Consider the following 25,986-nt stretch of genomic DNA (forward strand, 5'->3'; position numbering starts at 1 on the left):
CGGGCGCGGGGTCGCCGTACTTCGAGTAGCACCAGACGACGGAGTCGCCGTCCTTGAGCGTGTAGCCGCCCGCGCCGGCGTCGGAGGCCTTGCCGTTGACGAACAGCTGCCAGTACGCGCCGGTCGCCGGGTCGTAGCCGAGCTTGCGGTCCTTATCGAAGGGCGACGTGATCGTGTTGAGCGCCCAGCCCCAGGAGCCGTTGGGGTCGTAGTCGGCCTTGAGGCCGGCCTGCTTGAAGAGCTGCTCGGAGAGGTCGGCCGCGGTCGAGCCCTCCTTCAGCGTGATCTGCTGGGCGGCGGCCCAGGTCTGCTGGGCGCCCTCGGCGTCGGTGCCGACGACGGAGCACGTGGCCGTGACCTTGGCGACGGGCGCGGGGTCGCCGTACTTCGAGTAGCACCAGACGACGGAGTCGCCGTCCTTGAGCGTGTAGCCGCCCGCGCCGGCGTCGGAGGCCTTGCCGTTGACGAACAGCTGCCAGTACGCGCCGGTCGCCGGGTCGTAGCCGAGCTTGCGGTCCTTATCGAAGGGCGACGTGATCGTGTTGAGCGCCCAGCCCCAGGAGCCGTTGGGGTCGTAGTCGGCCTTGAGGCCGGCCTGCTTGAAGAGCTGCTCGGAGAGGTCGGCCGCGGTCGAGCCCTCCTTCAGCGTGATCTGCTGGGCGGCGGCCCAGGTCTGCTGGGCGCCCTCGGCGTCGGTGCCGACGACGGAGCACGTGGCCGTGACCTCTTGGCTTGCGGCCTTGGCAGGCTGAGCCTTGGCCTCTCCAGCGGCAGAGACAACGGCGGCGTCCTGCTTCGAGGCATCGGACGTCGATGCAGCCGACGCCTCATTGCCGGCAGCGCTATCGTCCTCAGTCTTGTCGGTAGGGCCCGAAGCTGTCGCGGCGGCATCTTGCTCGGCAGTGCCCCCATTCGCCACCACGCCGCTCGCATTGAGGTCAGCAGCAGGGCTTGTCGTGGACTCACCAGAGCCATTCTCGGCAGGCGGTGCCGCCTGAGCCACAGCCTCGGCAATGCCCTCGGCGCCCTCGGCCCACAGCTGAGCCGGTGTGGTGCCAAAGGCCATCGCGAAGGCCAGGAATGCCACCAGGCCGCGCTTGGCTACACCGCGTGCAATCGCGCCACAACGATGCAACGAGGCGCGCTCACGCTCGTCCTCAAACATATCCATTTGTCTCCTACTGTCTGTACTTGGAGCGTTGCCTTGAGACTGCCCCACGTCATCGCGCATGTTGCGCTCGAGCTCCCCCATCGGGGTCCCCCTTCCCTCCAGAGCCCTATGCACACCGGCGGCAAAAGCCGCAGCCGCATGCAAGACGGGAGGCGATCCGACTTAACCTTAACGGCTCGGGCACGTCGTCCGATCTGCGACGCGAGCATCCCGAGCCAAGAGGAATTACGGTTACTGGTACAGCCGGGGACTTGCACCCCGATTCTCCCAAATGCGCAGGATAACCGCGCATTCGTGCGTCTCCGCACCACCATCTAGGCCATCGATTATTACCGTCAAAATGGTATCACGCAAAAGGGCCTCGCACGCAGGCGAAGCCCAAGGTAAAAGCTATTGTTTGCGATAGGAAAATGCGGTGACGGCCGCAGCCTCTAGTGCTTGCCGCCGTGACTGTTGAGCCAGATATTGCGGCCCAGCATAAGCGCCAGCACCAGCGCGCTCACGTAGCCCATAAAGCCAATGACCGGGATACCAAACACAACCGGCTCGATGCGCGCGTAGTACACCACCGACGAACCGATAAACAGACCGGCGATCACAATTGCCATCGACATGCGGTCGATAATCCCACCTAGCTGTCGCAGCGCCTTATCGCTGCTCATGATCTGCGTGTTCACCTTAAGCTGGCCGCGTGTGAGCATGCGCGAAGCCAAGCCCAGATACTCGGCCGCCTCGAGCGAGCCCTTCGCCGCGCGATAACTGCTCGCTGCAAAGTCGCGGCTCATCTCGCGCATGCGGGCGTAGGTGCTCTTCTCGTTTTTGATGTGCGTCTGGATGATCTGGATCATGTTGACGTTAGGCATGTACTCGGTCAACAGGCCCTCAAGCGTCACCATGCCGCGGGCGAACATTGTCACCACGCTCGGCAGCTCAACGTCATTTTTGCGCGCGAGGTTTAACAGCGAGGTCAAAAACTCACCGATATCCAGGTCCTTAAGGTCAAGGCCCGCAAAGTCAGCCACGATAAAGTCCAAATCGGACAAAAAGGCCGAATGATCGAGCTCAGCCGAGTCGCCACGCGTCACGGCGAAGCGCATGAGCGAATCCTTGAGCTTTGGCACATCGCCCTCGGCCACGGCAAAGATCATATCCTTGACGATACCGCGGTCGTGGCTCGACATGCGTCCGACCATGCCCAAGTCGATAAAGTAAACGATGCCGTCCTTGAGGATGATATTTCCCGCATGCGGGTCGGCATGGAAAAAGCCGTCGTCGAGCACCTGCGTCGAATAGTCCTCGACGATCGCGGCGCCAATCTTTTCCAAGTCATAACCCTCGGCTGCCAGTCGTTTGGGATCGGCAATCGAGATGCCGTCAATGTAGTCCATGACCACAACATGCTCGGTGCAAAGGTCCAGGTAGGATTTGGGACACGACACGCCATGGACGCTCTTATGGAACTCATAGAAATCGTTGAGGTTTTTGGCCTCGGCCAAAAAGTTGGTCTCCTCGCGAAACGAGGTCCACAGCTCCTCGACCACGCCGTGCAGGTCAACGAATTGATCGGTGTTGACGAACTTGGAAACGATACGCACCACCGAGCGGATGATATCGATGTCCTGTGCCATAACCTGCTGCGCACCGGGGCGCTGCACCTTGACGGCCACGTCCTCGCCCGTCACCAGACGAGCGCGGTGCACCTGCGCGAGCGATGCGCTACCAAGCGGGTTGGGGTCGATCGCATCGAACATCTCCCCCAGGCGCAGGCCGTATTCTTCTTCCAGACAACTGAGTACGACCTCGTACGGCACAGGCTCCACGTCGGAGCGCAGACGACGCAGCTCGTCGCAAAAGCGTTGCGGCAGAATCTCGGACCGGTTGGCCAGAATCTGCCCCATCTTGACGAACATGGGGCCGAGTTCCTCGAGCAGGCGGCGCAAACGAACCGGCGTGAGGTTATCCCACACGCGGTACTTTTTGACCAGGCGAACAATCTGCCCGATGCGTTCGCGACGACCCGCCGGCGTGAGCTGGTATTCCTCGTCCGGCGCCATCGCGTCGGGCTCCTCGGGCACCATATCGACAGCGCGCGGCTTCTTGCGAGCGCCCGAGACGGCGGCGTCGACCTCATCGACAACCGCCGCCTCGTCACCCAGAGGATCTAGATTGTTGTAATCGGTGGTGGAATCTGCCATCTGCGCTGCTACTCGGCCTCTTCGGTATCCTTCGCATCGTCGGGCTCAACGGACTCAACGGGCACCGAGGTCACGTTGTCCTCGACCGAATCGACGATGTCGCGCACATGGGCCAAGAAGGCCGTGCGCTCGGGGGCGGTCATGACGCGGACACGGGCAAGGATAAGCTCGTCGAGCACGCGCTGGGCCGCGGTCTCGCCCTGCGTACCCAAGCGCTCGGTCAGATCGGAGATGGTACCGCCGGCCTGCTCGAACATATCGGACACACTGCGGGCGATATTGGGGGTGGCGGTGTCCTTGCGGACCTGCTCGCCTTTGGTGTTAAGGTCGTCGAGGACCTTCTTGCCGCCTTCGACAGCAACGGCGGCAGCGCCAAAGCCGACGTTGATGGCGCCGTTAACAAGCTGATCGAGTTTCATAACCATGGTTGTCTCCAATCACAAACAACTGCATTGGCGTTCTTGTACCCAAGATTGAGTGAAAGCGACAAAGCGTTTTAGCGCTATTCGATCGACGGGAAATCCCTACCTCACGTTGTCGTTCATCGCGAAAGAGTTCTTCATGGCGCAGCTCGTGGTGTAGAGCACCTTGCCCAGTAGAGCATCGGTCTCTACGCGAACACGCTCGGCAAAGGCCTCATTGGCGCGTGCAAGCTCGGCAGGCACCTCGGCCTCGGGCAGAGCAGCTACGGCAGCATCGACGTCATGGATCTGCTTGTGGCCCATGCTACCGACCTTCTCCTGATAGTCCTCCACAGCGCGGCCGCACTCATGGAAACGGACGTCAGCCAGCGCGCCGATCAGGCGGTTGGCCCAGTAGAAGTTTTCGGACGTCACGCGAGCCTGCGTGTCGGCATAGTACTCGGGCATGGTCTCGACGTTGGCGTACAGCGGAACCAGCGCGTTAAACGAGTTGGAGCCAAACGCCATCCACTGCACGGCGCGATAGGCTGGCTGCGCATAGGGGCGCAGCTGCAACACGGCGAGCTGGCTGTTGCGGTTGATGCCGATGGGACGATATGCGCCACGCGTAGCGGGCGTGCCCTTGCTGTCGTAGCAGTCGTACTCCGTGCCCTGGTAGTGGCTGGAGAGCACGTACTTGATGTCCTCGATGGTCACCTTGCGCTCGGGCACGCGGCTCCAGGGAATGTCGTCGCTCTCGGGCGTGTAGTCGGCCTCGGGACCATCCCACACGTCGCTGGGGTTGAGGCAGCGCTGCATGTACCAGGCGCGCGGCGTGTTGTAGACGTGGTCGCTGTCGCTGTGCGAGCCAAAGGCCTCGCGCGGGTTAAAGACCGTCGCCGGGCCGTCGCCCTCGACGCCCAGCGTCAAGTCCAGATGCCACTCGGCCATCCAGGCGCGCAGGTCGGCGGAGCACATGTGGTCGGCCTGGTCGCCCTCGGCGTCGTCCAGGTCAAAGCTGTCGATACCCAGCTGGTTAGGCATGGTCACATAGGCGTCGTCGGGCACGCGCTTGGCGATCCAGTGATGGCCGCCGATGGTCTCGAGCCACCAGATCTCGCCCACGTCGCTAAAGGCGATGCCGTTGTTCTCGTAGGTGCCGTAGCGCTCGAGCAGGTCGCCCAGGATACGGACGCCGTCGCGGGCGGACTTGGCATACGGCAGGACCAGGGTCACCATGTCCTCCTCGCCCAGGCCACCAGGTTGCGCCGGCACATAGCCGTCCTCACCCTCGTTGCCCTTGGCGGGTACGTAGTCGACGAGCGGGTCGGCACCGCGGACGCGCTCGTTGGTGGTGAGCGTCTCGGTTGCGGACATGCCCACATTGAGCTCGTTGAAACCGGCCTCGGCCCAGATGCCGTGGCCCGGGACAACATCGGGGACGCTCGTGTAGCGCATGGGGTTGTCGGGCAGCTCAACAGTCAGGTGGCTCAGGACGCTTGTGTAGACGCGCGGCCGCTCGTCGGGATGCACCACGCGCATACGTTTGGGCTCAAACACCCCGTTGGACGAGTCCTCGTTACGCGCGACCAGGGTCGACCCGTCGTAGCTTGCGTTTTTACCGACCAGAATCGTTGTGCACGGCATGCGCATCCTCCTTGAGCGAAGAAATCAAACGGCAACAGTGTATCGCTTCGGCGCAGAAAGGGCGAAACCACGGCCTCGGCAACCCCCGTGGTCAAAAAATGCCAAATATGAGTACTGTCACTAATTTAGTAACAGCAATTTTGCTACGCATGGGTGTCGAAAGTCTACATTTGTTCAAAAATTAGATGATGTACTTCCCCATAGGCCCAATAAAATAGGCTCTCTATCGATAATAAATATCGTTAGAGAGCCAAATTAACCTAAAATATATGTGACTATCTTGGCAACAGTACTCATATTTGGCATTTTTTGTCCACGGGGTATAGAACTAACCCCTCAAACAGCCCAAAACGCCTATTTCAATGCGCGCTCGGCCGCTTCGATCACGTGTTTGGCGAGGATCGCCGTCGTCACAGCTCCCACGCCGCCCGGCACGGGCGTGATGGTGTCAACAACCGGCTCTGCAGCATCAAAATCAACGTCCCCGACCAGCTTGCCAGCGGCCTCGTCCCAGTTAATGCCAACATCAATGATCGTCTGGCCCTCGCGAACGGCATCCGCGCCAATCGTGCTCGCGCGTCCAACGGCCGCAACAACGATATCGGCAGAACGGCACTCGGCAGCAAGATCGCGTGTATGCGTATGGCACGTCGTCACCGTGGCATTGCGAGCCGTAAGTGCGGCGGCAACGGGACGCCCGATCACCAGCGAGCGCCCGACCACAGCAACCTTAGCTCCATCCAGCTCAACGCCGTAATGATCCAGCAAAGCAAGCACGGCTTCGGCTGTGCAGGGGGCAAAACCCTCGCCGCGCCCCGAAAGCGTGGTGAGCAGCGAAGCCGGCGTCATGGAGTCAACGTCCTTGGCGGGATCGAGCGCTGCGGCGACGGCGTTCTCGTCAAGGCCGGCGGGCAGCGGGCGGAACATCAAACAGCCATGAACAGCCGAATCGGTATTGATGTCCTCGATGGCCGTCAACAGCTCGTCCTGCGAAACATCGGCAGAAAGCAAAACGCGACGAGCCTCAATCCCCACTTTTTCGCAGCGCTTGAGCGCACCGCGCTCGTAGGATAGGTCGTCCTCGCGTTCACCTACACGCACGATAGCCAACGTCGGAACAACGCCCCGCTCGCGCAGGGCTGCGCAGCGAGCAGCAAGTTCCTCAGTCAAAGCGCGAGCAACGGGAGCACCCTTCAGCAGTTCAGCCATGGCTATCCTCTCTTCCTTGCAGCGTCGGAGGCGCGGCGCGCCAGCGCATCGGCGCGCGGCAACCATGTGTCGAGCAACTCATCACACGCCGTCTCGAGCTCCTTAGCACGAGCGCGATCCTTCATAGACGTGGTGTTCGCAAAGAGCGTCAAGCTCGCGCCCTGCATAGCGGCACGGCAGAACACGGCGCCGCACGCCACATCGGACAGCAGTTGACGCGAACCCTTGTCGGCCATGTCCTCGAGCAGCGCCAGCGCACGCCCGCAGGCATCCATAATGCGATACGGCGGCAGAGCGGCCACATGCAGCGCATCCTGAATCGCGGTCGCTCGAGTCGGATCGTCACGCGGAATACCGTACGCCGCGGACACCTGGCCGTACGCACGAACGTCCTCGGCGACCAGACCCACAAGTTCCTGCGCCAACTCATCCGCCTGGGCAAACGCGCGCGTCAGATCGTCTGCGCGATCGGCAAGCGCAGGGTTTGTCGCCCCATAGCGAGCAACCATCCCGCAAAGCGAGGCGCCCAGTGCACCTACAAAGGCGCTCGCGCTACCGCCGCCGGGAACCGGCTCGCGTGCGGCAAGCGCCTCGGCAAACTCTCGACATGTTTTATCCATCATCTCTTGGCTCATACGCACGCACCTTCAAGTCATATACATCGGTCGGGTGGCAACCGCCGACCGACCGCATCAATCACATAATGGTGCTAAGTCTAGCCCATAAGTACATGAGCGTCAGCGCACCTGGCCATCGCGGATTTCTATGACGAACGATAGGCCTCGGCACCGCAAACATGGGACACATGGCCCACCTTTCGAGACTTCCGGACGTCAAAAACTGAGGCATATCTATAAACAAGGAACCTGTTGGGGCAACGCCCACGCACGCGCGCCCCATTAAATCAACGGGCACCTCACCCCGGGGAGGGCCGACAGCATCGGCCCTCCCCTCTTTTGCGACCGCACATATTGCCACTTGTCGGCGCAATTCCAGCCCCCAGAATGGGACACATGGCCCACCCTAGCGAGCCGTCCGCGCGTACAGTAAAGGCAGGTAATCCATGGGCGGTTACAGATCGAGGAGGACACGACCATGAAAAAGAAGGCCTTTGCGATTCTCACCCTCTGCATCAGTCTCTTTGCCGCGGTTGCCCTGGTGGGTTGTGGCGGAAACGGCGACGCTACCGGCAGTGGCGGTGACGGCGGCGCGGAAAAGCCAGCCGTGGATATGAGGACCGACTTCATTTGGTTTAAGGTCGAAGTCCCCGAGGGCGTCGAAATCACGGACGTCGCAGGCGATACCGCCGACAGGGCCCAGTTTAAGTTCACCGAGAGCGAGCATGCCAGCGACCGCTTCATCCCCGTCTTCGATCCTGACAAGAACGCCGATGAACTGTTTGACTACGAGGCAAAGTGGAAGGCCAACTCCGGATGGACCGAGAGCGATCCCGTTAAGTACAACGGCAAGACCTGGCGCAGCGCCTACTTTACGCACTCGGGCGGCGTGACGACCGAGTACTTCACTGACGTTGACGGCGGCAGTGTGTACGTACGTATCGACAATGTCGAGGAGCACAAGGACGCCGTCGAGACCATGATGAAGTCTCTGGAGTTTGCCGACGACATCGCCAAGGCCAAGACCGAGGCCATGGACGTCAAGCTCGAGGATATCGAGATCAAGCGCTAAGCGACTGGCGAGCACAACGGGAAACACGGACGCAGTGCAAACAAGCGACGGTATCCCAGCGCTTCGTACCCAGGGAGGGCCGGTAAGCCGACCCTCCCCATTCTTATGCCGGTAGCCGACGAACGCAGGATGCCGGGCTCCAAAACCATCCCAGACGTGATAACAGCACAAATAGACAAGTGCCCCAACACGTCCGCCCGCCGATTTATAGCGCCGCGCAGGCAATTTAAACCGGCGTCTTTAAACATCTGGGCAGTATAGTGACCAAAACAAGTGCATAACCGCACCCTGCGAACGGAGGAGATATGACCGAACACCATGCCATCAGCCGCCGAGCGTTTACGCTGGGCCTAGGGCTTGCGGCGTTGTCACCACTTGCAAGCCTGCCTGAAACCGCAGCGCCGGGCATTCCCCTGCGAACGGCATTTGCAGACAACACACCCGCACCGTCGGACAGCCTCGACAATTTCGTCATTCGCCTTCGCCCCGCGGGCTATTTTCGCACCGCGAGCGTCAACCAAGACGGCAACGTTCGCGGCAACGTCTGCCACCTGTTTAACGACGGCACGTCCAGCAAGCTCATCCTTGAGAACGTAACGACCAAGAATGACGATACAAACTGGTATGCTATCCGCACCTTGCTCAATTTCGAAGAGCATAAAAAGACGGGCTACAGCATTTGGTCGGTCGACGACGACTCGGACAAAGATGGAAAGGTCATCCACGTATGGGGCGGCGAGTATGACAACAAGCCCAGCCGCGCTTTTGCGTTCGAACGTCAATCAAACGGAACCTATATCATTCGAGACCGCACGGTCGAGAAAGAAACCGAGAAAAAAGACATTAAGTACCTGGCAATAGAATCGGACGGCAAAGACCAGGACAACAATAAGATCTGCCATAAGAGTAAGAGCATTCCGTGGGAGCTAGAACTTGTCGGTTACGACATGGGCAAGATCAATACCACAGTTAGAAGTATCGACTGGACCACGGATAGCAGCTACGTCGACGGACCATGCTGGATGAAATACGTCGACGACAACAAGTACCTCGACGAGCTGAGTATCCCGGGCACGCATGATTCGGGCACCTGCAGCGTGGACAACGACACCGAGCCCCAATCCTCACAAGCAAAGTGCCAGCAGGATTACATCCCGACGCAGTTGCTCGAAGGCATTCGCTATTTTGATATCCGACTCGGAAGGAACGACGAGAACGGCGACCCCGGTATCGACCATGGAAGATGCTACCTGCTCAAAAAAGACGGGGGCTTTATGCATCTCTCCGATGTCATCGGTTACTTCAAAACATTTTTGAACGAAAACCCGTCAGAAGCGCTCATCATGCTTGCGTCACGAGGCAACGACGAGGCTACCGACGAAAGCGTTACGACGGCTTTCGCCAAGGTTATGCACGATAATCCCGATCTGTTCTACACGTCGAGCCGAATCCCCACACTGAACGAGGTGCGCGGAAAGATCGTCCTGCTGCGTCGATTTGTACTCGCCGGCAACAGCGTAAGCAGCCACACGTGGGGCCTCGATCTCACCCAATGGGACGACAAAATCAAGGCGCATTCCGGGCAGTCGATGTGCCTCGTCCAAGACGCGCGAGGCTTTGAGACTACGGGCAATGCGGGCGACAAAGAGCCCTATTGCACCAAGGTATACGCCCAGGACCATTTTGAATGCACCGGAACCGACAAGATTAGCTGGGTCGATATGGCGCTGCGAGAGACGACCAATCTCACGCGCAACAAGGTGGACGTCGAGGACAATGATGGCGCCAAGGTGCAAGTCCTGGAACGCTGCTGGTCTATCAACTACACCAGTTGCACGAATTACAAACAAGGAAGCAATCCTTTTACCGCGGCGCGAGTGGTCAACGAGCATCTGTACAAGAGCCAGTACATCAATCCCAGCGGCAGCGATAAAACAAAGTCAGATTGCCTCAAGCACGTTGGCATTATCGCGTCCGACTTTGTCGATTCGGCACTGGCCCGGAGCATCTACCAACGCAATTACGACGCGAAGCACAAGCCAACAGTTTCATGCTGCCTCCCGGACCGCATGCACATGACGTATGGAGACTCGCTGAGCGATGCCTCGCTCCAAGATGGCAAGACCGTTGGCGAGGGCCATTTCCGCCTTGTCGACAGCAGCAACGTACTCAACGTGGCCGCTTCTGGCAGCGCGTTTGCCATCGAATACGTGGATGTCGACGCCCTGGGCAACGAGACCGTTACGGGGCTGCAGGGCTCTGTGCCCATCGATATCGATCGACGCGCGCTGACGCCCCATTTTGAGGGACTCGAAGGCCTTAAGGCCGGCGAAGACGTGCGCGCCAAGATTGCGGCATCACTCGAGGGCAAGCTCGAAACCGATGCCTGCACGGCCCAGCTCGAGTTTGTGCGCGACGCGAACGGCGCTCCGGGCACGGCAATGGCCGAGGGCGAAACATTTGCCGCAGGGACGTACTGGGTGCGCGCGAAAGACCTTTTGGGCGACGCGGCACAGAACTACATGCTCGCCAGCGATGGAGCCGTAAGCTTTACCGTAGCGGCCTCGGGCAGTGCAGGCGGCACCGGCAGCGGCACGGGTTCCAACGCAGACGGCGCCGACAAGAACGGCGGCGGCAACAAGAGCAAGGGCTCGGGCGGAAAACTCGCCGACACGGGCGACGGCTCTGGTATCGCCGCCGGGCTCGCCGCTGCCGCCGTGGCGACAACGGTCGCTGGCGCGGCAAAGCTTGCCAGTGACCGCGAAGACAGCGAAGGCGCTAGCGAATAGGCAAGCCGGCCTTTTAAACACATCGACTCAATCGGGAGCGTAGGACACCGTTCTGTGCCCCCGATTTTTACCTTGGCCCGAACGCCGCCATAGGCTACATCACTATGTTCAGCACGTTGACGAATTCCTGAGCCTGGGAGCGGCTGCTCAGGCTAAAGACACAGGCAGTCAACAGCCTGTTGCGCAGAAAAACGTCGCGGCCCTTGATCCTGCTGACCCCCGTGATGTCCTTAAGGTAGACAATCTCGGTGTGCTTGCCGCCGAAAGTGCCCTTCTTGAGTACCTCAATGCGGTTAGGGTAGATCTTGACGTCTTTAAACCTGCCCGAACCCTTACCCTGGAATAGCAAAGTGTTGTTGTCCATACACATCGCTCCCCATGGTTAGAGTTAAAACTGCCTCTATGGTCACATTTTAGTCACTTCGGGAATCCTGCACGAAGGCGCTAGGCGACATTGAAATTCGAGTCCGTGCGAAGACCTTTAATGAAGTGCCCAGTACTTCCCCGCAACACAAAAACGGGGCAGTCCGCACTTCTGCGGACTGCCCCGTTCCTCTAACTATCGCATCGCAGCACCAACCGGCTGCGCTTCCCTACTTCCCAAATAGCGCACCCAGCAGACCGCGGCGTTTGGGCTTCTCCTCTCGGTAGGAACCCTCGGCTGCGGCCGCCACCTGTCGCGGCTGCTCGCCGCCTCCACGGCGCACAATCTGGTATAGGAAGGGCGATTTAACGTATTTGACCTCGATGGGCGTGGCGTGCACGGTGCTTTCGCTCGACAGCATCACGTTGGGATTGAGCGGTGCCACGATATGCGTTTCGCGCTTGTCGCTAAACACCACCGCGGCTGCACGACCCGTCTGGCCGTTTACGGCAATGCGCACCTGCTCACCATCGCGGCCGTCTGTCGCCGGACGATCGACAAAGTAGACCGGCACCATCACCAGGCCATCCTTATGCTTGCGGGCCTTGCGCGCCCAGGTTCGGATGCTCTTTTTATTGAGCCCCAGTACAGCCTCGGCGTCGTTGCCCGCAACGTCGAGCGCCAACTTATCAATGACCACCTGGTCCTTGGTAGACGCATCGACGGAGACGACGCGGAAGTTGCCTTCCTGCATGGCCGGGTCAAACGGCCCAACCTTGGCAAAGTCCCACGGCTCCAAAATGCCCATAAGGCGAACATCCAGATAGTTTGCCCGCGGGTATGCCCAGTCGAGCACCTCGTAGTACACCAGGGTTTCCTTGCTCAGGCCCTTGCCCGGGAAGCTCGCCATCATGCGCAGATCGGCAAGCGCCATGGGGAAATAGAAGAGCATCATGTCGTTTTGAATCGCGTCTTCCACATCGTGCCCGGCAAAGGCGTCGGGGTACTGGCGCACCAGCTGCAGTGCGTTGGCACGTGCCTGCTGCGGCGAGATTTCGCAGGGAATGCCCTGCTCGGGCACATACTCCGCACCAACGCCCATGGTCAGGCGCTTGCTGAAGGTACCGGGCTTGAGCAGGTCGGCAACGCCGATCTTGTTGCCGCAGGACGGGCACTCAAACACGCGCTGCGTTGACTCGCCCTCAAAGGACGCTCCGCAGAAGGGGCAAGGAATGCTCACATGCGTGGCCTCTTGGAACTCTTGCGCCGTGCCGCGATCCTCCCACAGCAGATGTTCCAGGACCGACTGATTGCGCCAGTGCGAATTGAAGAAATACCAGTCCGGGTCCTCCGGGCGCTCGAGTTGCGACACATGCGTGAGCTTGAGCAGTCCATCCACCACCGTCAACGGCGTATGGCGAATGCCCAAAGCGCTCTTGGGCTCTCCGGCGTCCGCCTGCCACGGAATGATCGCACCGCAATAGGCGCACTCAAAACTGCGCTTAGCCTGGTGCGAGTACATAGGACCGCCGCAGTTTTGACATTTAATGGCAAACATCTCGTCCATGGAAACGTCCTCCTTTGCACAGGGGCTGTCGACATTAAGTATGTCGAGCAAACAGGCACATGCCCATACCCATGTGGCCCAAAATGGACCGCCCGGGCAGACGAGAAGGCTCGCTCGTTAGCACCGGCAGACTATTGCTGCATTTTCTGAGCATCGGTGCACGGCGCCCCCGCGCGAGCTACACTATCCCCTTAAACATGATTGTGAGGACGACCGCTATGCTATTTGTAAATCGGCTGGTACATACGCTTGTTCCCGGCAGCGAGGACGAGCCGGTCGATGCATCTTGCCGCACCAACGCGGGTTTTGCCGCAAGCCTCATCTGCATTGGCCTCAACATCACCCTGTGCCTGGCCAAGGGCATCGCGGGCCTGCTCGCCGGTTCCGTCTCCCTCATCGCCGACGCTTTCAACAACCTCTCCGATGCCTCGAGCAACATCGTGAGCCTGCTCGGGTTCCGCCTTGCCAGCCGCCCGGCAGACGAGGGCCACCCTTACGGCCACGGCCGCTACGAGTACCTGGCTGGTCTGTTTGTCGCCGTCCTGGTTTGTGCCGTCGGCATCAACCTAATCCTCGAGTCGGTCACCAAGATCATCAAGCCCTCGCCCACCGTGTATTCGGCGCTCTCCACGGCTGCCCTTGTTCTGTCCATGCTCGTCAAATTCTGGATGGCAGCGTTCAACCGCACGCTGGGCGATCACATCGACTCCGAAACGCTCATCGCCACGGCGCAGGACTCCAAAAACGACGTCATCACCTCGGGCTCGGTCTTGGTGGCGGCGCTTATTTCGCAGACGACCGGCTTTGATCTCGATGGCTGGGCAGGCCTGGGTGTGGGCATCTTCATCTGCATCAGCGGTCTGGGCCTGGTGCGCGACGCCATCAGCCCGTTGCTGGGGCAAGCGCCCGACCCCAAGCTCGTCCAGGCAATCCGCGACAAGATCATGTCCTATCCGCAGGTCTTGGGCACACACGACCTCATGGTGCACGACTACGGCCCCGGCCGTCAGTTTGCCAGCGCACACGTCGAAATGCCCGGCGAGGGCGATGCCTTTGAGCACCACGAGATCCTGGACACCATCGAGCATGATATCAAACGCCAGATGGGCATCGGCATCACGCTGCACTGCGACCCCATCGCCACCACCGGCGACGACCTGCGCGGCTGGGTCAAGCGCGGCGTCATGCAGATCGATCCCGCGCTCTCCATCCACGACCTGCACGAGCACGACGGGTTCGTTTCGTTTGACCTGGTGCGTCCCGACGGCTTTGACATATCCGACGAGGAGCTACTGGAGCTCGTCACGCGCATCGTGCACGAGCGCCGGCCCGATGCATCATGCGTCGTTACGTTTGACTCGGGCTTTAGCTCGCCCGACCGTCCGGCAGAGCAGCTGTAGCCCGCTTAACAGCTAGTTTCCCTGCGCGCCCGAGATGCCGTTTTGCAGGGCGTTCCAGGCATCCGTCGCCAAGCCGCCCAAGTTCTGCGCGGTATCGCCCAGGTTTTGTGCCGTATCGCCCAGCTCTTGCGCCTTATCTCCCAACTCCTGCGCCTTGTTGCTCAAGTCCTCCAGCGTATTGGAGCTCGAGCTGTCGGTACCGCTTTGGCCGCCGGACGAGTTGCCATAGCTGTTCTTGTGCGCGAGCTGAATCTCCAGGTTGCCGTTGTCGTTATAGTAGGCATTCGTAACAACCCAGTTGGAATCGATGACGGGCGTTGAGCCATCGTCGGTCAGGATCACGGCGTTCGAAAGGTCGGCTCCGCGCGACTTGAGGAGCTTCTTGGCGTTGGACCAGTACTGTCCCGGGATATCGCTCAGATCGACGGTGCTAGACGAGGCGAACTCGGTTTGCTCGGCAGTGGTATCGGCCGTTGAACTCCCACGCTTGTTGAGCATGCCCGACACGATGGCAAACGCAACCGACAGCGCGAAGAAAATCGCCAGCACGATGAGGATCTTCTTGATCACGCTCGACGGACGCGACGGTGCCTTCTCCTCGTCCTCACCATACTGCGGAATCGATTTGGGATACTCGCGATACGGCTGGCGCGACTCGTAGCGAGGCTGCGCCGTGCGAGGCAAATACGTCGTCTGCTGAGGCTGCGGAATGGGATTCTGCGGCAGGTTGTCATAGGAATTCGGCGTCGAGGCAGCATAAGAATCCTGCGGCGCGTAATCAAACGGATCCGGAGCTGCGTTGCCATAGGGGCCTTGCGAAGATGCAGCGTAAGAATCCTGCGCCGTGTCGCCATAGCCCATAACCCGGGTGGGCTCGGCAGAAGGCTGCGTCGCGGCGGGGTCGGTATAACCGGGGTTGGGAACAACGCGGGTCGCATCGACGCTATCGCCAGCCTGCGCGGAACCGTAGCCGCCCATCACGGTTGTCTTGTCCTGATCCATGCAACGATTCCTTTCCGTCGCGCGTGAGCCTCAAGTTATCCATGCATTCTACCCGCGCAAAAGCCTATGATGGGCAGAGTCCGTCGGTATCTACAAGACATGCGCGGGTCTAAGGATCAAAAAGCCCCGCCGGGCCTTGTGGGCACGGCGGGGCGGACAAGCAGCTATGGACAGCAGACTTAGAACAGGCCGGTGATGTTGCCGTCGTTGTCGACGTCGATGTTTTCGGCCGCGGGCACCTTGGGCAGACCCGGCATGGTCAGAACACTGCCGGTCAGCGCGACCACAAAGTGGGCGCCGGCAGAAACCTTGAGCTCACGCACGGTGATGCGGAAGTTCTCGGGAGCGCCCAGGGCCTTGGCGTTGTCGCTAAAGCTGTACTGCGTCTTAGCGACGCAAACCGGCAGGTTGCCAAAACCATTCTCGCGCAGCTCGGCGAGCTGGCGCTTGGCGGCCGGCGTAAAGTCAACGCCGTCGGCGCGGTAGACCTTGGTGGCAACGGCCTCGAGGGCATCAGCGACATCAGCGCCGTCCTCATAGGCAAACTTGAGCTCGCTCGGCTGCTCAATCAGACGCATGACCTCATCGGCAAGCTCGAGCGCGCCCTCGCCGCCCTTGGCCCAGACCTCGGACAGCTTAACGTTGACGCCGAGCTTCTGGCACTCGGACTCGATGAGCGCAAGCTCGGCCTCGGTGTCCGTCGGGAAGCGGTTGATGGCGACCACGCAGGGCAGACCATATACGTTCTGGATGTTGTCGACGTGACGCAGCAGGTTGGGCATGCCAGCCTTGAGTGCCTCGAGGTTCTCCTCGTTGAGATCGGCCTTGGCGACGCCACCGTTGTACTTCAACGCACGAGCGGTCGCGACGATCACGACGGCGCTGGGACGAACGCCCGTCATGCGGCACTTGATGTCGAGGAACTTCTCGGCACCCAGATCGGCACCGAAGCCGGCCTCGGTAATGGCAACATCGCCAAAGCGCATCGCCATACGCGTGGCCATGATAGAGTTGCAGCCGTGGGCAATGTTGGCGAAGGGACCGCCGTGGACAAACGCGGGCGTGCCCTCGAGCGTTTGCACCAGGTTGGGCTTGAGCGCGTCCTTAAGCAACGCGGCCATGGCACCCTGGGCCTTAAGGTCGCGGGCACGGACGGGCTCGCCGGCAAAGCTGTAGCCGACGACGATCTCACCCAAGCGTTCCTTGAGGTCGCTGATGCTCGTAGACAGGCACAGGATTGCCATGACCTCGGAGGCGACGGTGATATCGAAGCCGTCCTCGCGCGGCACGCCCTGGGCCTTGCCGCCAATGCCGTCGATAACGTGGCGCAGCTGACGGTCGTTCATATCGACAACGCGCTTCCAAGTGATGCGCTTAACGTCAATACCGAGCTGATTGCCCTGCTGGATGTGGTTATCAAGCATGGCGGCCAGCAGGTTGTTGGCAGCACCGATAGCGTGGAAGTCGCCGGTAAAGTGCAGGTTGATATCCTCCATGGGGATGACCTGAGCCCAACCGCCGCCGGCAGCACCGCCCTTCACGCCAAAGACGGGGCCGAGCGAAGGTTCGCGCAGGGCCACGGCACTCTTGACGCCGCGACGACGCAGGCCGTCGGCCAGACCGATGGTCGTGGTGGTCTTGCCCTCGCCCGCAGGCGTTGGGTTGATAGCGGTCACGAGGACGAGCTTGGCCTGGTGATCAGTCGGCTCGTTGAGCAGTGAATAGTCGACCTTAGCCTTGTCGAAGCCGTACGGAATAAGGTGCTTAACGTCGACGCCGGCGTTCTTGGCCACCTCGGTAATAGGCAGTGGCGTGACAGAACGTGCGATTTCGATGTCAGTAGGCATGGGCGGTCCTTTCGTTACCGAATGAGAAAAAGACCAATTCAGCATAGCACGGGCGCGCAATAGTAAAACGCCCATAACCGATGAACGGCGATATGTTTACCCGATGCCCAGCGATAGTCCAACAGCCCGCCAAAACAAAGCGCCCTAAACGGTAGGTTCAATCCCCAGGTGCTCAAAGGTGCGAAGGGTTGCCTGACGGCCCTGCGGCGTACGAATCATCAACCCGCACTGCAGCAAATAGGGCTCATAGACATCCTCGAGCGTGCCCGGGTCCTCGCCCACCGCACTGGCAAGGGTCGTCAGGCCTACAGCACGGCCGGAGAACGTCTTGGCAAGCGTCTCCAAGATACGAATATCCATCCAGTCCAGACCGAGCTCGTCGATCTCGAAAAACTCGAGCGCCTGGCGGCAGATATCGAGCTCGATAGGGCCGTTGCCGCACACCTGTGCGTAATCGCGCACGCGCTTGAGAAGGCGGTTGGCAAGACGTGGCGTGCCGCGCGAACGCGAGCCGATCTCGAGCGCACTGGGATGATCAATCGTCACGCCCAGGATAGTCGCCGAGCGCGTCACAATCTGGGCGAGCTCCTCGACCGTGTAGTAGTCCAAGCGATACGAGATACCAAAGCGATCGCGCAGCGGGCCCGTGAGCATGCCCGAACGGGTCGTGGCCGCCACCAGCGTAAACTTGGGGATATCCAAGCGAATAGAACGTGCGGCCGGGCCTTTACCGATCACAATATCGAGCGCAAAGTCCTCCATCGCGGGATACAGGACTTCCTCGACCGAACGGTTAAGACGGTGGATCTCGTCGATAAACAGCACGTCACCCGGCTGCAGGTTGGTAAGGATAGCCGCCAGGTCGCCGGTGCGCGCGATGGCAGGGCCACTCGTCGTCTTGATCTGAGCGCCCAGCTCGTTGGCGATAACGGTGGCCAGCGTGGTCTTGCCCAGGCCCGGAGGACCCGAGAAAATCACGTGGTCGAGCGTCTCGCCACGGCTCTGCGCCGCTTCGATCAACACGCGTAGGCTCTGCTTGATGTGCTCCTGGCCACAGTAATCGTCCAGGCGCTGGGGGCGCAAAGTGCGGTCGACATCGAGATCCTCGGCCGTCAGCTCCGAGCCCACCATGCGCTCGCCGTGCGCCATGGATGCCGCCGGCGAGTTGCCGGGCGTCGCCCACAGGTCCTGAGAGTCATCGGCTTCCCACATCACGCATCCATTCCGAGTCGCTTAAGCGCCGCGCCGAGCAGATCCTCGACACGCATATTCTGCCCATCATACCCGCTCAGGGCAACATCGGTCTCCTGCGGGCTAAAGCCCATGGAAAGGAGCGCCGCACGGGCATCATCGATCGCCGAAGGAGCGGCGGCGGGAACCGGCATCGCAACCTGGCCGGGAATCACGTCGACCGGCACAAAGCCCTTATCCTTGGCAAAGGTGCTCTTGAGTTCCAGGATCAGGCGCTGAGCTGTCTTTTTGCCCACACCGGGTACCTTGGCCATGCCCTTGTCGTCCTCGGCCATCACCAGCGAATACAGCTGCCCCACGGTATAGGTGGAAAGCACGGCAAGCGCCAGGCGCGGGCCAACGCCCGAAACGGACACGAGCCGGTCGAACATCATGCGCTCATCCTTTGAGGAAAAACCGAAAAGTGTCATGGCGTCCTCGCGCACCTGCATACGCGTGTAGAGGCAGACCTCGCCACCGGGCGTCGGCAACGTGGCCGCAGTGCTGCCCGAAATGCCGAGCTCAAAGCCAACGCCCGACACATCGACGACAGCAGAGCTCATCGTGGCCTCGACAAGCGTTCCGTGGAGCTGGGAAATCATCAGTATCCGGTTCCTCTCTGTTGATAGAACTCGCCACCGGTGAGGGCGCGGGTGCGGCTGAGGTTTACGTGGCAGATGGCGCAGGCCAGGGCATCGGCGGCATGGTCGGGATGCGGGTCGTGGTCGAGCTGTGTGAGCGTGCGTACCATGTAGGCGACCTGCCGCTTGTCCGCGGCGCCGGTGCCCACCACAGCCTGTTTGATCTGCATGGGCGTGTACTCGCCAATCTCGAGCGCGCATTCCGAAAGCGCGACGAGTGCAGCACCGCGGGCATGCGCCGTGGGGATGGCCGAGCGAACGTTGGCGCCAAAGTAGATGCTCTCGACAGCAGCCGTGTCGGGTCGATAACGCTCGACGACATCCTTAAGGTCATGGGCGATATGCGACAGGCGCACCGCGAGCGGACTTCCGGCACTGGTCTCGATGCAGCCATAGGCACGGCAACGAACCTCGCCACGCCGCTCCTCGATAATCCCCCAACCCGTATGAGCCAAACCGGGGTCAATGCCCAAGATAACCAAGCCGACCTCCCCTCGCCACAAGCACAGCGCAAGGCAAGGCCCCGCGCATCATTCACGAACGTCTGTTCTAGAATAACACAACGGGGCCGAGATGCTTAGTTGAAGTATCGGGACTGGGAGCGAATCCTATCCCATAGTTAGTTCTGCGAGAAAAAGGGGAACTGCCTCGGATCCACCGGCGGGTGCGACATCGGTCCGCTCTGGGGCCCACCCTGCGAGCCGCCCTGACCGTCCATCATCTTATCGATGGCGTCCTGAACCTCGCCCTCGAACTTTTTCATTCCCTCGTGCAAACGACGCTGACCGTCCTCAGAGCGCAGCTCCTCCATTTGCTCGGGCGAAATACCCAGTAGCTCGCCCAGCACGCCCATCATCTCGTTTCGCACGCGCTCGCTCGTATCCTCGTCAGCAAAACGGCGCACCTCGGCGCACGCCAGCGAATCGACCGTCATACGCTCCTTGCCGTTAAGCCCCAGGTCGGACCACGCGAGCATATACGGCCAGGCACGCTCGGCAAACGAACGGGCCGAGACGATCGGCGTCGTCGGCAGCATGCGACGGGAAGCCTCACCCTGTCGAACGAGCATCAGCAGCAGCGAGCAAGCCTCGGGCTTGCCGGCGGCCATTGGGATGTCGTCGAAAGATCGATTGCGGTCCACGTGCGCCTCGAGCGCGCCATCGACCTCACCCGGCTCAAGCCCGCCGAGCAGCTGTGCCGCGCGGTCGAGCATATCAACCGGGCCGTCGAGCGTCGAGAGCGCCTGCGCCAGCACGCGCTCCATACAATCTTCCACTGCGTTGAGCGTCACGAGCTCTTGGGGCACCACGGCAGACGTGCGGTTGCGCACACGCGCCACAAACTCAAGCGTCGACAGGTACACATCGCCAAAGGGCGCAAAGTCGCCCTGGTAGCCGCCGCAAAGCGCCGGCGCCGCCAGCGCGTACTCGGTTTTGGACAGCGGGCTCAGCGCCATCGCACCCAGCTCGAGCGCCGTATCCTCCAGCATCAGGCCCAGCGTGCGCGAGCGCAGGCGCTCGGCATCGCCCGCCGACACGTCGCGATCGAGCACGCGCGCCGCATCCGGTGCATCGCGCTCGACGGTGCGAATGTGCAGACGCTCGGCGATGGCGCGGACGGCGGCACAGCGGGCAGCCTCGGCTTCTTCCTGCGCCGGCGTAAAGATACGGTTGCGCCCCAGCACCAGGCCAATCACATTGCGCGGGCCCAGAGCGTCGACGGCCAGCGCCGCCAGCAAAGACGACGGCAAGTCACCCTCGAGTGCCACCACAGCACGCGACGCACCGTGGGCTCGGGCGTTGTCGCGCACGGCGAGCACCAGCGCCTGCCACAGCCACTCCTCGGAACGGAACTCGGGCAGTTCGTGATCCTCCAGGGCATCGAGCATCACGCCGCGCTGAATCTCCTGAACCAGCAGGCTCTCCTCAAAGCACGGCGCCTGGGCCACCACGCGACCGCAGTCGTCGAGCACAAACGAACCGCCGGTATACACCGACTCGTCATAGGCACCGACCGGCGCCATGCAGGCAAACCACACGCTGCGCTTGGATGCGATCTTGCGGTAGGCGCCGCTGCGAACGGCAGCAATGGCGGCAGTCTCGCGGTCGGTCATGTCAAACGCGTTGAATTGGAAATACGCAATGAGGTCAACACCGGTCGGAAGCATCTCGAGTTCGCGGTCCAAGTCAAAAATCACGGCGATGCGCACGCCGTCCACGTCGAACACCGGCGGCGCCCAACGTGTGTCGTTGTTCTCGCCACGCTGCAGGGCAATGCTCGAACGCGCCGGCACCACATGACCGTCCTTGAGCATCATGTAGTCGAGCAGCGGCTGACCCTCAAACGAAACCGCCGCGGGCACGATGCAGATCATGTCAAGCTCCTGGATACGCTCGGCGACACCAGTCAAACCGGCAAGCACGTCGTGCTCAAAGTCGGCAGCGCCCACCAGGCCACCGGGCAGGGCGCCCATAAAGAGCGGAGCCGGAACGCACAGCACGCGCGCCCCGCGCTCGTGGGCCAGACGAGCCTGGTCCTCGATGCGGCCGCAAATGCCCTCAATATCACCCAGGCGCATATCGATCTGTGCAAGCGCGAGCTTCATGGCCCAGCCCTTTCCGTCGTAAACCATCGAAATCGTAGTAAAAGCGCCGGCCGCATAATGCAGCCGGCGCTTGCATGTGCATATGCTAGCTATGATACCCCGAGCGGGGGCGCGCTCCTAGAATGTCGCGGACCACAGCCCGTGCAGGTTGCAGTAGGCATAAACGGTACCGGTCTTGGAGCCGCCCGCGAAAAACGTCGCGGGTTTCATGCCGGGCTCAAGGTAATGAACCTCTAAGCGGCCCTCGGCCTCAAGGGCGATCCACTCAATGTAGTGCTCGGGCAGGCTGGGGTGCTCGACCGAACCAACGCGGGCGCGAATCACGTGACCGTCACGCTCGGTCTCGACAACAGGCACGTGCTTCTCGTGCGCCGCGTCCTCAGTGTTTGCGGTCAGTTCCGTGCAACCGGCAGGGGTCGCAACGTCGTCGCCAAGGGCGGCAATGAGCTTACCGTCGGGGTCCTTAAAGAATTTCGCCATGATGTTCTCCTTTGCTGATGTGCCAATGTTCTTGATGGTTCTTATGCCCAAAGGCAGACAAACCATCCACGGCATTGCAAATGAACACATAACGGATCAGGCAAGCGGTCGGGCCAAAATGCGTCGACCGTCCTGCCCACTCCAGCAGTCCCACCCCGCGCGCGGCTAGCGACCGTCGCCGCCCAGCAGCGCCAGAACATCTTCGCGGGTAAACAGCGCCGACGAGATGCCGTCGCCGCCGAGCACGCTGTTGACCAGGTCGCGTTTGGACTCCTGCATCTGCATAATGCGTTCCTCGATCGTGTCCTTGGCGATGAGCTTGTACACGGTCACGGTATGTTGCTGACCAATACGGTGTGCACGATCAGTTGCTTGGTCCTGCGCCGCCACGTTCCACCACGGGTCGTAGTGGATGACCACGTCGGCAGCCGTCAGGTTAAGGCCCACGCCGCCCGCCTTGAGCGAAATCAAAAAGACCGGAACCTCGCCCGCTTGGAACTGCGCGACCATCTTGGCGCGGCTCTCCTTAGACGAAGCGCCCGTGAGCTTAAGGAAGGCGATGTCCTCCTTGGCCAGGCGCTTACCGATAATATCGAGCATACCCGTAAACTGGCTGAACAACAGGATGCGATGTCCGCCGTCGAGTGCGCCGTGCACGAGCTCCATGCACGTATCGAGTTTGGCGCTCCCCGCCTTGTAATCCTCGTAGTGCAGACGCGGGTCGCAGCAGATCTGGCGCAACTTGGTGAGCTCGGCAAGCACCTTGAGCTTGTCTTTCTTAAACTCGGATGCCTCGCGGTGCTGCACCTGCTGGGCGATGCGGTCCTGGTTTGCCAGGTAAAGCTTGCGCTGCTCGCCGGCAAGCTGCGCCATGACAGTGTCCTCGATCTTCTCGGGCAGGTCTGCCACCACGTCTTCCTTGACGCGGCGCAGCACAAACGGCGACACGAGCGCCTGCAGGCGGGCGGCGCTGTCGCCCTCGGCGTGCTCGACTGGGCTTTCGAAGCGCTTGGCAAACGACTCGCGCGTGCCAAGTAAGCCCGGCATCAAAAAGTCGAAGATGCTCCAGAGCTCGGATAGGCGGTTTTCGATGGGCGTGCCCGTCAGGGCAAAGCGCACGCCGGCAGGCAGGCGCTTTGCGGCGCGCGCCACCTGGGTGAGCGGGTTTTTAATGTACTGGGCCTCATCGAGCACCACGCGGGCAAAGTCCTGCTCGACGTACTCGTCGATATCGCGCCGCATAAGGTCATACGACGTCACGACCACGTTATGCTCGGCCACGCCGGCGATCTGCACGCGGCGCTGCGCCTTGGCGCCCACAATGGCGCACACATCGAGCGACGGGGCGAAGCGCTCCAGCTCGGCGGTCCAGTTGTACACAAGCGACGCGGGACACACCACAAGCGTGGGTTTAGTGTCCCCCGCCTCCACGCGCGCCAGGATATGCGCGATCATCTGGAGCGTTTTGCCCAGGCCCATATCGTCGGCCAAGATGCCGCCAAGGCCCAGGTGTTCGAGCGAGCCAAGCCACTGGTAGCCGTCGACCTGGTAGCCGCGCATCGTTGCCTTGAGCGATGCCGGCACCGTAAAGTCCATCTTGCCGAGCGTGTCCAGACGCTCGACGGTACGGCGGAACGCGGCGTCACGATCGGCCTCGAGCGCGGGCGTGCGCGCGAGCATGCTATCGACGAACAGGGTGCTCGATGCGGAAAGCGACACGCCGTCGAGCAGGTCGACGGCATCGACGCCCAGGTCCTCGGCGAGGCCAAACGCGGCTCGAGCGCCCTCGTCCAGGCGAATGATGTCGCCGGACGTAAGGCGCGCAAACGTTTGATGGCGCTTGTAGGAGTCGAGGTAGATGGCAAGATCTGCCGCCGAAAGACCGCTCGCGCCCAGTTCAACATCGAGCAGGTTGCTCTTGACGGTGGCACGCACCGAAAGTTTGGGCGCAGGGCGCACCGAGATCTGGCGTAGGCGGTCGCTGAGCATGACCTCGCCCAGCTCGGACAGGGCAGACAGGCCCTCGGTCAGCAAGCAGAACAGGCTCTCGTCGTCGCGCTCCTCAAACGCCAGGCCGCCCTCGTAAAAGTCGAAATACAGGGCCGCCGTGTCCATAACGCGAAACTCTGCTATCTCGTCGCGCGGCGGCACGCCCGGGCGCTGTTCTTCGAAGGGGCTTCCCGGAGCACCCAGGCTAAAGAGATCTGCCGACCAGTCGCCGTAGGAAACCGTAATCTTGCAGGTCACGAGCCCGTCGTCGACACCGATTGCCATGGCAAAGCTCGGCTCGGGCGCCACGGTGTCGAGCACGGCGGGCGCGGTAAGGTCGGTGTAGTCGCGCAAAATGGGCAGCGCCATACGACAGAACTCCCCCACCTGGTCGACAGCGATATGGATCGGCGTGCGACAGGGCAGTAAGCGCGATAGGAACGGCGCCGCATGCTGGGCAAACGCTACATCGGCGCGGCGCGCACGGCGGGTGTCGACCAGATAGGCAACGTCGCCCGAAGCAAAGCAGTATGCATCGGCCGGCAGGCGTAGATCGTAGCTGCCGCCAGCCGCCGGCGCGATTTTGGCGGCAAGGAGCGGTGGGCGCTTAGACAGAGCCTCGTCCTCCCCTTCCGGAGGCATCTCAACCGCCACGTCATAGGTGCGATGCGTCGTCGTCCCCCGCGACCAGGCGGGCTCAAAGGAGATGGTCTGGCCACGCAGCAGGTCCAGCACATATACGATGCTATGCTCGGACAGCGGCAACTGACGCTCGGCGACAAAACCGCTGCGGGCAAAGTCGTACGACGCCGAACGCGAGCTTGTGATGTCATCGAGATAGGCAACTGTCGTCACAACAAGGTTGAGCAGCTTTGTCGACACGTCCTCGAAGGCTTCGGGCGTATGGACAAACGTGAGCTTCTTGCCGTACGAGAAGGTGCCGCCTCGGACATAGGCGTCGGCCATGCCGTCGATATCCTTGACCACGTAGGAGACCGATCCACAACGAATGCGAAGCTCGAGCGCCCAGCTAAAGCGGTCGGCAAACAGTGGATTGTAGTACGGCACCAACGAGGGCTCCAACACCGCCTTGTGGGCATCGGGATCCACACTGCCAGCGAGCTTGCGGCGCATGCTCGCCAGCTCATCCATGCGTGCGTCCGAAAGATCGGAGAGCGCCGCCATGAGGCTGGGACTCGTGGGGACGGGCGCCGGAAAGGGAAAGTTAGGGTTGACCGCCGGTGCGGCGGACGCGGGACGCGTGGCTTGCTTGGGCGCCGCCGTAAACGTGCGGACCGGCGTGCGCAGGCCCTCGACGGGCTCAATGCCGCTTGCGTCCAGATACGCAAGCGCCGTGGCGATGGCGTGCTTGCACATGCCGGGGTAGCGATAGGCAGCGGGGCAATCGCAGTCGTAGTCGATCACCTCGTGCTCGTCCATGTCGAGCGCCACGTGCGTCTTGTACAGGTCGCCGCGCGAGCCGCGCACTGCACCCTCAACCGTCACGTTTTTGGAGAAGCGCGAGCCGCTGTCCTCGATCGACAGCACGGCGCCGTTGAGCATGAGCGAACGCCCCTTCATAAAGGTGCCGCTCAGCGCCGCCTCTTTCCGGAGCGCCTGCACAAACGTCCCCTGTGCCATCACTTCCTCCAATCCACACAGGGTAGCTAATTTGGGACGGGGCTATTTTAGCTACCCCCATATGTCGGTTGAGATGTATTCCGACCCCGGCTCATTCGCCGTCAGCCAAAGGGTAGCTA

General features: G+C 61.3%; 19 protein-coding genes. 3 read left to right on the forward strand and 16 right to left on the reverse strand.

What is annotated here, in order from left to right; genetic code table 11:
- The 6 genes from ABHU32_RS03225 to ABHU32_RS03250 form a co-directional block, all read right to left on the reverse strand.
- A partial coding sequence (locus tag ABHU32_RS03225; RefSeq protein ID WP_346978914.1) for a DUF4430 domain-containing protein occupies positions 1-1,171 on the reverse strand: 1,171 nt, incomplete at its 3' end.
- A gap of 431 nt (positions 1,172-1,602) precedes the next feature.
- Positions 1,603-3,366: an ABC1 kinase family protein gene (locus ABHU32_RS03230; protein ID WP_346978916.1), complete on the reverse strand. Its 1,764-nt coding sequence runs from the start codon at positions 3,364-3,366 to the stop codon at positions 1,603-1,605.
- Positions 3,367-3,374: 8 nt separating this feature from the next.
- Entirely contained in the window at positions 3,375-3,791 is a 417-nt protein-coding gene (locus ABHU32_RS03235) for a hypothetical protein (RefSeq protein ID WP_346978918.1), read from the reverse strand.
- A gap of 99 nt (positions 3,792-3,890) precedes the next feature.
- Positions 3,891-5,414, reverse strand: a complete 1,524-nt coding sequence (locus ABHU32_RS03240; RefSeq protein WP_346978920.1) for a C69 family dipeptidase — start codon at positions 5,412-5,414, stop codon at positions 3,891-3,893.
- 354 nt (positions 5,415-5,768) lie between these two features.
- Positions 5,769-6,623 carry a bifunctional 5,10-methylenetetrahydrofolate dehydrogenase/5,10-methenyltetrahydrofolate cyclohydrolase gene (locus ABHU32_RS03245; RefSeq protein WP_346978921.1) on the reverse strand — a complete coding sequence of 285 codons (855 nt, stop codon included), beginning with the start codon at positions 6,621-6,623 and terminating at the stop codon, positions 5,769-5,771.
- 2 nt (positions 6,624-6,625) lie between these two features.
- The gene (locus tag ABHU32_RS03250; protein ID WP_346978923.1) at positions 6,626-7,258 is read right to left on the reverse strand and encodes a cyclodeaminase/cyclohydrolase family protein; all 633 of its coding nucleotides are present in this window, start codon (positions 7,256-7,258) and stop codon (positions 6,626-6,628) included.
- A gap of 460 nt (positions 7,259-7,718) precedes the next feature.
- Here ABHU32_RS03250 and ABHU32_RS03255 point away from each other — a divergent pair, with 460 nt between their 5' ends.
- Both ABHU32_RS03255 and ABHU32_RS03260 read left to right on the forward strand, forming a co-directional pair.
- Complete coding sequence (locus tag ABHU32_RS03255) at positions 7,719-8,312, forward strand: hypothetical protein (protein ID WP_346978925.1); 594 nt, start codon at positions 7,719-7,721, stop codon at positions 8,310-8,312.
- Positions 8,313-8,617: 305 nt separating this feature from the next.
- The gene (locus tag ABHU32_RS03260; protein WP_346978927.1) at positions 8,618-11,101 is read left to right on the forward strand and encodes a phosphatidylinositol-specific phospholipase C; all 2,484 of its coding nucleotides are present in this window, start codon (positions 8,618-8,620) and stop codon (positions 11,099-11,101) included.
- 94 nt (positions 11,102-11,195) lie between these two features.
- Here ABHU32_RS03260 and ABHU32_RS03265 read toward each other — a convergent pair whose 3' ends face one another.
- A complete protein-coding gene (locus ABHU32_RS03265; RefSeq protein WP_346978928.1) occupies positions 11,196-11,465 on the reverse strand; it encodes a hypothetical protein in 270 nt (89 codons plus the stop codon).
- A 229-nt stretch (positions 11,466-11,694) separates the two neighbouring features.
- Entirely contained in the window at positions 11,695-13,032 is a 1,338-nt protein-coding gene (locus ABHU32_RS03270) for a TFIIB-type zinc ribbon-containing protein (protein ID WP_346978929.1), read from the reverse strand.
- A 218-nt stretch (positions 13,033-13,250) separates the two neighbouring features.
- Between ABHU32_RS03270 and ABHU32_RS03275 the strand changes: the two genes are divergently transcribed.
- Positions 13,251-14,432 carry a cation diffusion facilitator family transporter gene (locus tag ABHU32_RS03275; RefSeq protein WP_346978930.1) on the forward strand — a complete coding sequence of 394 codons (1,182 nt, stop codon included), beginning with the start codon at positions 13,251-13,253 and terminating at the stop codon, positions 14,430-14,432.
- A 12-nt stretch (positions 14,433-14,444) separates the two neighbouring features.
- On the opposite strand, the gene ABHU32_RS03280 is transcribed toward ABHU32_RS03275, so the two are convergent.
- The 8 genes from ABHU32_RS03280 to ABHU32_RS03315 all read right to left on the reverse strand — a co-directional run bounded on the left by ABHU32_RS03280 (position 14,445) and on the right by ABHU32_RS03315 (position 25,867).
- Positions 14,445-15,434 carry a hypothetical protein gene (locus ABHU32_RS03280; RefSeq protein ID WP_346978931.1) on the reverse strand — a complete coding sequence of 330 codons (990 nt, stop codon included), beginning with the start codon at positions 15,432-15,434 and terminating at the stop codon, positions 14,445-14,447.
- A 179-nt stretch (positions 15,435-15,613) separates the two neighbouring features.
- Entirely contained in the window at positions 15,614-17,281 is a 1,668-nt protein-coding gene (locus tag ABHU32_RS03285; RefSeq protein WP_346978933.1) for a formate--tetrahydrofolate ligase, read from the reverse strand.
- A 144-nt stretch (positions 17,282-17,425) separates the two neighbouring features.
- The gene (ruvB, locus tag ABHU32_RS03290) at positions 17,426-18,493 is read right to left on the reverse strand and encodes a Holliday junction branch migration DNA helicase RuvB (protein ID WP_195569033.1); all 1,068 of its coding nucleotides are present in this window, start codon (positions 18,491-18,493) and stop codon (positions 17,426-17,428) included.
- Complete coding sequence (gene ruvA / locus ABHU32_RS03295) at positions 18,493-19,113, reverse strand: Holliday junction branch migration protein RuvA (protein ID WP_055285743.1); 621 nt, start codon at positions 19,111-19,113, stop codon at positions 18,493-18,495. Before ruvA ends, ruvB begins: the two co-directional genes overlap by 1 nt.
- Positions 19,113-19,634 (reverse strand): crossover junction endodeoxyribonuclease RuvC, encoded by a 522-nt coding sequence (gene ruvC, locus ABHU32_RS03300; RefSeq protein ID WP_022095142.1) that lies wholly within the window; start codon positions 19,632-19,634, stop codon positions 19,113-19,115. The genes ruvA and ruvC overlap by 1 nt, the downstream gene beginning before the upstream one ends.
- Before the next feature lie 137 nt (positions 19,635-19,771).
- The gene (locus ABHU32_RS03305; protein ID WP_346978934.1) at positions 19,772-21,757 is read right to left on the reverse strand and encodes an NAD(+) synthetase; all 1,986 of its coding nucleotides are present in this window, start codon (positions 21,755-21,757) and stop codon (positions 19,772-19,774) included.
- Positions 21,758-21,874: 117 nt separating this feature from the next.
- Complete coding sequence (locus ABHU32_RS03310; protein WP_055285739.1) at positions 21,875-22,237, reverse strand: desulfoferrodoxin family protein; 363 nt, start codon at positions 22,235-22,237, stop codon at positions 21,875-21,877.
- A 165-nt stretch (positions 22,238-22,402) separates the two neighbouring features.
- Positions 22,403-25,867 carry a DEAD/DEAH box helicase gene (locus ABHU32_RS03315; RefSeq protein WP_346978935.1) on the reverse strand — a complete coding sequence of 1,155 codons (3,465 nt, stop codon included), beginning with the start codon at positions 25,865-25,867 and terminating at the stop codon, positions 22,403-22,405.
- Positions 25,868-25,986: the final 119 nt, after the last annotated feature.

The sequence above is a fragment of the Collinsella aerofaciens genome, from assembly GCF_039758965.1.
GTDB classification, from domain to species: domain Bacteria; phylum Actinomycetota; class Coriobacteriia; order Coriobacteriales; family Coriobacteriaceae; genus Collinsella; species Collinsella aerofaciens_BR.